The sequence below is a fragment of the Streptomyces sp. IBSBF 2435 genome (genome assembly GCF_036815005.1).
Taxonomy (GTDB): domain Bacteria; phylum Actinomycetota; class Actinomycetes; order Streptomycetales; family Streptomycetaceae; genus Actinacidiphila.
Window position 1 is genome coordinate 1 of record NZ_JAJSYW010000230.1, and the last position, 9,359, is coordinate 9,359.

Sequence of the window (9,359 nt, forward strand, 5' to 3'; positions counted from 1 at the left end):
GGGGGCCCGCGGCGATCTTCGCGCGGCGGACACCGGGCCGGCCGGGGCCGCCGCGAGGACCGGCCGGGTTCGCGGGGGCGTCCCCGCCGGGCCGCGCGAGGATACTGCGCTGCACCGCCCAGATCTCCTCGCTCGGCTCCACCCCCAGCTCCTCGCGGAACTGCTTGCGCAGGTCGTCGAAGAGCCGCAGGGCCGCCACCTTCCGGCCCGACCCGGCGAGCGCGAGCATCAGCCGTCCCTGCACCCCTTCGTGCAGCGGCTCTTCGTACGAGGCCGCCATCAACTGCTTGACCACGAGGGCGTGCCGGTTCTGCCAGAGCGCCACGTTCGCGAACTCGACGACCATGTCGAAGCGGTGCTGGCCGATCGCCACCACCACCGGGTGCTGGCGCAGTGCGGGGACGTCCTCCAGTACCGGGCCGCGCCAGTGCTGGAACGCCCGGCCGAACAACTCCAGCGCGAGCGCCGGTTCGGCCTCACGCGCCTCGACGGCCTGGGCCGCGTACTCCTCGAAACGCAGCAGGTCAAGGCCGCTGGAGTCGGCGGTGAGCGAGTAGCCGCCGCGTACGGTGGTGACCCGGCGGTGGTCGCCGCGCGCGTCGGGGCCGCCTTCGAGAGTGCGGCGCAATCGGGCCATGTAGGTGTGCAGCAGCGCCAGCGAGGAGGGCGGCGCCTCGCCGCTCCACAGCACCTCGGTCATCTCGGCGTGGCTGACCGCCCGGTTCGGCTGAATCGCCAGCAGCCCGAGCAGGGTGCGCTGTTTCAGCGGCATCTGCACCGGCGTGCCGCCGCGCGAGACACTGAGCTGTCCGAGTACGCGGATGTCGTACGGGCTGCTGCCCCGCGGCGCCCTGGCGGGCCCTGCACCGCCGGTCCGCCAGGGCGCTTCGTCCGGATCGAGCCCGACGGCCTCCGCGAGCCGGTCCAGCGAGTGACGGCGCGGCTGCGCGACCTTCCCCGACTCGATGTAGCGCAGCGCCCGTACGCTGATCCCGGCTGCACGCGCGACCTCGTTCTGCGTCAGCGCGGCCGCCAAGCGGGCCTCGCGGAGAACAGCACCCCATAAATCCCCACTCATATCCAGAAGCCTCCCCGCGGACGTGAGCGCACTCCGCGTCCCAGTCACTGGTCATGACGAGCGGTTCTCGTCGAGCACTTCGGGGCGTTCTGCCACGTCAGCGTGGCGTCGAGGCCCGCGATCCTGTCTCCCCGTAGCTCCCGCATCACCCACCGTACCGGCAACGATACGTCCCTGTTGTCGGCGCACACGGGGCGCAACACCATGGAAACAAAGAGACGTACCGTTTCTCGCCATCCGAAACATGGCGAGAACGGCGAGCGGTGGCACCGGCCGCTGGCCGGGCGGGCCCGCGGCGAGCCACGTCAGGCCTGCTCCGAACCCGCTCCGAACCCGCTCCGAACCCCTGGAGCGCCTGGAGCGCCTGGAGCGCCTGGAGCACCCGAGCACGCGAGGGAAGCCGGATCACTTCCTTCGGCAGGTGCGCCCGACACGGATCGCATGTGACGACACCACTGGAATTCGCCTGCGAGCGCGCGCCGGGGGCAGCAGGTGCCGCCGACTGCCTGTCCGGATGTCAGAATTTCCTCTTCCCGCTGCCTGTCGCCCGCCGCCGCCCCTCATCGACCGAGGCCACACGGCCATAAGGAACAGAGGACCGGCGGCAATTCCGGGTACAGGTACGCTCTCAGCGCTTCGCTTACCGTTCTAAGATCCACGATCAGAAATCTGAGTGGATCCGCAAAATTCAACGGTTCACGTCGATGTTACATCAGGAAAACAAAGGCCTTACCCAAGGGGCACTCCGCCAGAACGGCTTCTTCTACAGGGAGTTACGGGATAATGCCGGTGGACACCGGGCACGACTGGCCGATAATCGCACGGGAACGGGATCTGGCCTCGATCGAGGCCGCCGTCCGCCACGGGGGCGGCGTGCTGCTGGACGCGGACCCGGGCATGGGCAAGACCCGACTGCTCGAAACGGCCCTGGAAAGGGCCGCCGCCACGGGCCGGACCGTCGTATCGGTGGGTGGGGCCGGGCACGAGGTCCACGAGGGCGGGACGCCCGTCGAGAGCTTCGCCTCGCTCGCCGACTGTCTCGACCGGTTCACGCTGCCACCGGGACGGGTGCCGGCTCCTGAACGGCCGCTGGTCGGTCTCGACGACGCCCACCTGGTGGACGACATCTCGGCGGACCGGCTGTACCGGCTGGTCGCCGCCGGGCGGCTCGGTATCGCCACCGCTGTCCGGCGCGGTGCGCCGGCGCCGGGCGCGATCGACAAACTGTGGGTCACCCGCCTCGTCGAGCGCATCGAACTCGCCCCCCTCGACCGCCAGGAGGTCGCCCGTGCCCTCCACCGGCGGCTGGAGGGGCACATCGAAGCCGTCACACTGGAGCGGCTGTGGGCGAGCACCGGCGGAAACCCGCTGATCCTGCGGGAGTTGGTGGAACACTCGCTGGCGGATGAATCGCTGCGCCAGGTGGACGGCATCTGGCGCTGGCAAGGGCTCGCCGAGCCGCCGAGCCAGCGGCTGGCCGCGGTCGTCCACCTCGGGATGCGCGATCTGAACCCCGCCGAGCACGAACTGGTCAACATGCTCGCCGTCGCCGAGCCGTTGGAGGCGGACATCGCCGTCCACTTCGACCTCTCCCAGGCCGCGGAGTCGCTCAACATCCGCGGGGTGGTGGCCGTGGAGCGCACCGGCCACCGGCTGCGGCTGCGGCTGGCCCTGCCGCTGAGCCGGGTGGTGGTGGCCGCGAGGATGTCCGACCTCACCGCGCGGCGGCTGCGCCGCCAGGTCGCCGAGTGGATCGAGGGCACCGGCGCGCGCCGGGCAGACGACCAACTGCGGGTGATCACCCTGCGCCTGGACGCCGGCATGCTCCCGGAACCGCAGCAGCTGCTCGGTTCGGCGCGCACCGCTTTCCAGCAGGAGGACTTCGCGCTCGCCGAGCGGCTGTGCCGGCTCGCCCTGGACGGCACCCGCGGGCAGACCCCCTACGAGCGGACCGGACACGGCACGGGCGGTTGCGCACCCGGCGGCTTCGAGGCGGCCGGCTACGGGCAGGGCGAACCCGGCCGCCGGGCCCGGGAGACCTCGGCACTCCCTGCCCCCTCCACGCCGACCACTTCTTCACGTCGCGGTTCAACGCGCGTAGCATCGGCCGCCGGAGCGCGCTGCGGGTCGCCCGACGATGTTTCGGCCGCGCTGCTGCTCGGTCGGATCATCGCAGGCCAGGGCCATCACTCCGAAGCAGAGAAGGTGTTCGCCGCCGCGCTGGACAGCGGCTTCCAGGCGCCGTCCAGCGACTTCGTCGCCGCGGTGCGCGCCCGCGCGGCGAACCTGGCGGAGGGGCTGCGCCGGCTGGAGGATGCGGCGGACGTGTTGGACAGGGGGGTCGCAGTCGTGGGCACCGAGCGGGGGCTGCCGCTGCGGGGCTACCGCGCGGTCATCGCCATCCTGGCCGGTCACCTGCACCACGCCGTCGAGATCGGCGACGAGGTGCTGTCCGCCGAGCCGCCCGGCTCCCCCGTCACACAGGAGCTATTGCCTGCCGTGGCCTTCGCCCGGGTCGGACTCGGCGATCCGGCGGCCGCGTTGGAACAGCTGACCTCATGCCGTCAGGCTGTCGAAGCCTGGCAGGACGACGCGCAACTGCGCTACTTCGTCCTGCTCGCCGGCTGCTCCTTCCTGATGGGGGACGTCGGCGGGCTCGCCGCAGCGCTCGATGCCATGGGGCGACACAGCCTCGACGACCGCCGGCTCCGGCTGCACATCGCGGTCCTGCGGGCCCACCTGTACCGAATCTTCGGCCGGATCGACGAGGCCATCGCGCTGTTGCGGCAGGCGAGCGCGGTCCGTGGCCGGGGCGACTGGCTGGCGATGCCCGCCTGGACCCTGGCCCAGCTCGCCAGCACGCTGGCCCAGTCCGGCCAGCACACCGACGCGCTCCGCACCCTGCTGGAGGCACGGCTGGTCCAAAGCGAGGCGGCGGCGCACCCGGTCGCCGCGGACGACATCGCACTGGAGCGCTCCCTCGCGCTGGCCTACTCCGGCGACCGTTCCGGAGCGGTCAGCCAGGCTCTCGACGTCGCCAAGCGGGCGGCAGCCGCGCGCCGCCCGGCCACCGCCGTGTCCGCGCTGCACTTGGTGGCGCGCCTCTCGGCGGACGCATCGGTCGCCGCGCAGGCCGAACGCCTTGCCGCGCGCACCAGTTCGGAGCTCGCACGGCTGCAGACGGACCACATCCGGGCCCTGGCCGACGGCGACGGCGACGCCCTCGCGGCGGTGTCGACCCGGTTCCGGGCGTGGGGCGCGCTGCCGCTCGCGGCGGAGGCGGCGGCGCAGGCCGACCGGGCGTACCGGGCGGCGGGCCGGCACCGCAAGAGCCGCGATGCGCGCGCCGAGTGCCACGGCATCCTCGCCGCCTACGGCGGCAGCCTGCCTCCCTGGATGGCGGTGGTGCCCCGGCGCGACAGCGCGACCACCCAGCTCACCGCAAGGGAGCGGGAAGTCGCCGTACTCGCCGCGACCGGCCTGTCGAACCGCGACATCGCGCACCGGCTGGTGGTCTCCGTGCGCACGGTGGAAAATCACCTGCACCGCGTCTACCACAAGGTCCATGTCACCGCGCGGGCCGACCTGGCCCGCGCGCTCAGCCGGGACGAGGTCGCCGAGCCGGTGCTGATCCGCGAGGACCGACCGGGTGCACCGGCCGGCGGGCCGGACGGCCGCCCCCGCTCCGAGCCGCACTGCCCGGAGTGCGCACAGCTCAACGGCTGGGCGTCCTGACCGGACACAGGTGAACGGGCGTGGACGCGGCGGCCGGCCGGGGCCGCCGGGTCCGGCTCCGCGTCCCGCCGCACACGTACCCGCACCGCACGAGGCTGGCTGGCCGGCAGTGGGGCTGTTCGCCGCCGTGACCTCGGCCGCGTATCACCGACGAACCGGCCGCGGTCCGACGCGGCGTCCCGCGTTGGGCGGGTGCAGCCGCTCAGTGGGCGCGGACGGTCGGTCGGCGCCCGGATACTCAGCCCGCGTTGTTCGCAGCGGTGTCGCGGCCGTGTTCCATCCCGCCGGCCCGCGCTGTCAGCCGCGCGACGGCCGAACGCAACATGCTCTGCTCCGACATCAACTGCTCGACCTGGAGGCGCAGCCGGAACACCTCAAGTGCGCTCGCCGCGTCGTCGGGCGACGGCCGGGGACCGTCCTGACGGCCGACTGCCGCCGGGAGCTGCTCGGCCACGACCGGGGGCTGGCTCATCCGGACGACCATCAGGGACCCCTGCTCCTGGCTTTGCCCCCTGGCCTCGCGCCGCCGGCCCCGGTCATCTCCCGCGAACGGCGCACCACGCCGCCCGATCCGGCCGAGCGCGATCGCCAACTGGCGTCGGAACCGCTCCCGGTCCGGGTGCGCGACCACCAGTTCCTCCAACTGCCCGACCACTTCGCGCTCGACCCCCAGCCGCAGCGCCGCGTCGTAGAGATCCTCCATTGCCAGCAACCGCTCCTCCTCCAGCCGGGCCGCGGCTCCGGCGCACAGCGGGCCGCCGGAGCTGCCGTCCATCGCCGGACCCCGCCACAACTTCAGCGCCTTCTGCAGCAGCGTGTACGCGGTCCGCGGGTCGCTGCTGGCCGCGAACCGCCGCGCCTGGGTGACGTCGATCCGGAACTGCCCGCTGTCGATCTCGTCGGGCCTGACCTGGAGCAGGTAGCCCGCCCCGCGGGCGACCAGTCGCGGCGCGTTGGCCCGCGTGGGCTCCACCTCGACCAGCACCTGGCGCAGCCGCGAGACGTGCGCCTGCAGCGCGTTGACCGCCTTGTCGGGCGCGTAGTCTCCCCACAGCTCCTGCACCAGCTGGTCCGTCGGCACCGGCGTCCCCAGCCGGGTCACGAGCGCGCCGAGCAGCATCCGCTGCTTGACACTGTTCAGTCGGATCCGCCGCTGTCTGACGTCATCGAAGATCTCGGCGGGACCCAGGATCCGGAACTGCATGTCTGCCTCCACCACTCAATGCGGCCCTGGTTTCCCGGTCCCGAGAAGCTGACCACGAACCCGTGTGCGCGCACGTGAGTGCTCGGTACTCAAAGCCGTCGCGCCACGGGCCGCCGCGCCGCCCGCCCCCGGGCGTCCGTCACGCGCCGCCCCGGGCGCGGAGATGAGTACCGGCTACTCAGGCACCCGCGAACAGTCGTGTGATCTGGCGGCTCACGCACGGTCCGGTGAACCGCGCCGGGTCCGTGCGACGACCCGGATCGCCTCACCGTCATACGCGAGCTTGCCGACCGGGTCCGCATTGATCGGCTTGGCCGCACGCTTCGCCTCAACGAGGCAATAGGCGCGCCGCCGAGTACCCGACCCGCTCAGGCGTCAGCTGCGGCCGCCGCTCATGTGTTGGTGGCTTTTGCGGTGTCAAGGAGGGCACGCAGGCACGCGATGACGTGGGCGTGGAGGTCGGGGTCGTCCTTATAGAGATGGGCGGTGCCGATGTACTGGGCGAGTGCGGCGCCGAGAGCTGCGGCGACGATGGCGTAGAGGGGGTCGTCGGCGGGCAGTCCGGTTTCGGCGGTCATGGCGCTGGTGGCAGCTTGGACGACGTCGGTGAGCTGGCTGCTGCCGAGTGCCCGCAGGCCGGGGTTCGCCTCGTACATGGCCTGGTTGAGGGCCATGAGGTCGGGGTCGTGCAGTTCGGCTTCTCCGCGCAGCCAGACGTCGACCGCGTCGAGGAATCCGGCCTGCGGGCCGCTCTGGAGGACGGCGGTGAAGCGGCCGGCGACCTCGTTTGCCAGGGACAGGGCGATGTCGTGCTTGGAGGGGAAGTACTGCTGCACGGTGCGCGGTGCGACGTCGGCGGCGGCGGCGATCTCTCCGATGGTGGTGCCGTCGTAGCCGTTCTCGGCGAACAGCCGCATCCCTGAGCGGCGGATCGCTTCACGGCGCTTGGCCTTGACGCGTTCACGGTGCGACGTCGGTGTCGGCGCGGGAGCACTCATACAACGAGTGTAGCTCAAAACGCATAATTGCACTGAGACGCAAAAATGCTACGGTTGGCAGGTATCCCGTGAGGCCCCTGCTGTGGGCCCCGCCCGCGTCCCGAGGAGTTCACAGCTGTGTCCATCTACCTGTACCGACTGTCACGGTGGTGCTTCCGGCACCGCTGGGCGGCCCTGGTGACCTGGATCCTGATAGTGATCCTGGCCGTCTTTGGCGCCCAGACCAGCGGCGGTAAGACCGACGACAACTTCTCCATCCCCGGCACCGAGTCGCAGCAGGCGGTGAGCGTGCTGAAGGACAAACTGCCGGCTGCCTCCGGCGCCTCGACCCAGGTCGTCTTCGCCGCACCGAAGGGCCATGAGATCACCGAGACCGCTTACCAGAACGCGGTCACGCAGTCCATCAAGGACTTGAGCCGCCTGCCGCAGGTGGCATCGGCCAGCAACCCGTTCCAGGTCAAGCTCGTCTCACCGGACCAGCAGATCGCGCTGGCAACCGTGACTTACGCCACCACCGCCGCCGGAGTGAAGGACTCCACCGTCGACCGGCTGGAAGGCGCCACCGCCGCGGCCGAGGACGCCGGGATCCAGGTGGAATTCTCCGGCGCCGTCTACCCCCACGACGAGGCCGGCGCCAGCTCCGAAGGCATCGGCATGGCCGTCGCCCTGATCGTTCTGCTCATCACGTTCGGATCGTTCGTGGCGGCCGGTACACCCCTGCTTACCGCCCTGTTCGGCGTGATCATCTCGATGATGGGCATCACCGCGCTCGCCTCGGTCTTCCACATCGCCTCGGCGGCCACCTCGGTGGCGAGCATGCTCGGCCTGTCCTGCGGCATCGACTACGCCCTGTTCATCCTCTCCCGACACCGCGCCAACCTCCAGGCCGGATACAGCCCCGAAGAAGCCGCCGGCCGGGCTGCCGGAACCGCGGGCAGCTCGGTGCTCTTCGCCGGCCTGAGCGTGATCATCGCCTTGTGCGGGCTGACCGTCGTCGGTATCCCGTTCCTGACCGTCATGGGCCTGGCCGCCGCCGGAACCGTCGCGCTCGGCCTGCTCATCGCCCTGACCCTGCTGCCCGCCGTCCTCGGCTTCGCAGGCACCCGCCTGAACCGCTTCTCCCGCGTGCCCGGCCTGCGCCGCGCGAAGAACGCCACTGAGAACTCCGTCACCGCACCGCAGAAGCTGACCGGGACCCGCTGGGCGAACTGGGTCGTCCGCCGCCGCGTGCCGATCCTCGTGGCCGGCGTCCTCGGCCTGGGCCTGATGGCCGTCCCCGCGGCCAGCATGGACCTCGGCCTGCCCGGCGCCGACGCCCGCCCCACCAGCGACACCTCCCGGCAGGCCAACGACCTGACCACCGAGCATTTCGGCCCCGGCTACAACGGCACCCTGACCATCGTCGCCGAGCACGTCAGCAAGCCCGCCCAGGCCCAGCAGATCAGCACCGCCCTCGCCGGAGTCGACGGCGTGGCCTCCGCCACCCCAGCCGCAGTCGTCAACGACATCGCGCTGATCAACGTCGTGCCCACCACCGGCCCCGACGACTCCGCCACCAGCGACCTCGTCCACACCATCCGCGACCACCGCGCCGATCTGGCGGCCGGGACCGGGGCCCACCTCCTGGTCGGCGGCGCCACCGCCGCCAACATCGACATCGCCACCAAGCTCGGCGACGCCCTGCCCCTCTTCCTCGCTGTCGTGGTGGGCCTCGCGTTCGTCCTGCTGACGTTCGCCTTCCGCACCATCCTGGTGCCGCTGAAGTCGATCGCCGGGTTCCTGCTGTCGGCCGGCGCCGCGTTCGGCGCGCAGGTCGCCGTCTTCCAGTGGGGCTGGTTCAAGGACATCCTCGGCACCACCCCGACCCAGACTCTGTGCTTCCTCCCGATCATCCTGCTGGCGATCATGTTCGGGCTGTCCAGCGACTACGAGCTGTTCGTCGTCTCGCGGATCAAGGAGCAGTACACCAAGCACGGCGCCGCCCGCGCCGCCGCAGCGGCCGGAACCGGCCTGTCCGCCCGCGTCGTCACCGCGGCAGCCCTGATCATGGCGTCCATCTTCGTCGCCGTCATGCTGTCCCCCGACCCCATCACCAAGGCCATCGGCTTCAGCTTCGCCGTCGGCGTGTTCATCGATGCGTTCGTCGTCCGCCTCGCCCTCGTGCCCGCTTTCATGGCCGTCGCCGGAAACAAGATCTGGCACCACCCCAAGTGGTTCGGACGCCTCGTCCCCGACCCCGACATCGAAGGCGAAAAACTCGAAGAACGCCTCGCCCACGCCCAGCGGGGCGATCACCTCGCGCAGGTGGTTGGGGGTGCGCGAGTCCACCGGCACCGCTCCGTAC

General features: G+C 71.4%; 5 protein-coding genes. 2 read left to right on the plus strand and 3 right to left on the minus strand.

Translation table 11 applies throughout. The features are described 5' to 3' along the window. The coding region (locus V7E46_RS30020) for a BTAD domain-containing putative transcriptional regulator (protein WP_333771363.1) at positions 1-1,078 on the minus strand (1,078 nt) is incomplete at its 3' end. Between the two features lie 783 nt (positions 1,079-1,861). Here V7E46_RS30020 and V7E46_RS30025 point away from each other — a divergent pair. Next, entirely contained in the window at positions 1,862-4,813 is a 2,952-nt protein-coding gene (locus tag V7E46_RS30025) for a LuxR C-terminal-related transcriptional regulator (protein WP_333771364.1), read from the plus strand. Between the two features lie 238 nt (positions 4,814-5,051). Here V7E46_RS30025 and V7E46_RS30030 read toward each other — a convergent pair whose 3' ends face one another. Both V7E46_RS30030 and V7E46_RS30035 read right to left on the minus strand, forming a co-directional pair. Beyond that, complete coding sequence (locus V7E46_RS30030; RefSeq protein ID WP_333771365.1) at positions 5,052-6,017, minus strand: AfsR/SARP family transcriptional regulator; 966 nt, start codon at positions 6,015-6,017, stop codon at positions 5,052-5,054. 392 nt (positions 6,018-6,409) lie between these two features. After that, entirely contained in the window at positions 6,410-7,015 is a 606-nt protein-coding gene (locus tag V7E46_RS30035) for a TetR/AcrR family transcriptional regulator (RefSeq protein WP_333771366.1), read from the minus strand. Between the two features lie 117 nt (positions 7,016-7,132). On the opposite strand from V7E46_RS30035, the gene V7E46_RS30040 reads away from it, so the two are divergent. Then, positions 7,133-9,359 (plus strand): MMPL family transporter (locus V7E46_RS30040; RefSeq protein ID WP_333771367.1); only part of this gene is annotated, 2,227 nt, incomplete at its 3' end.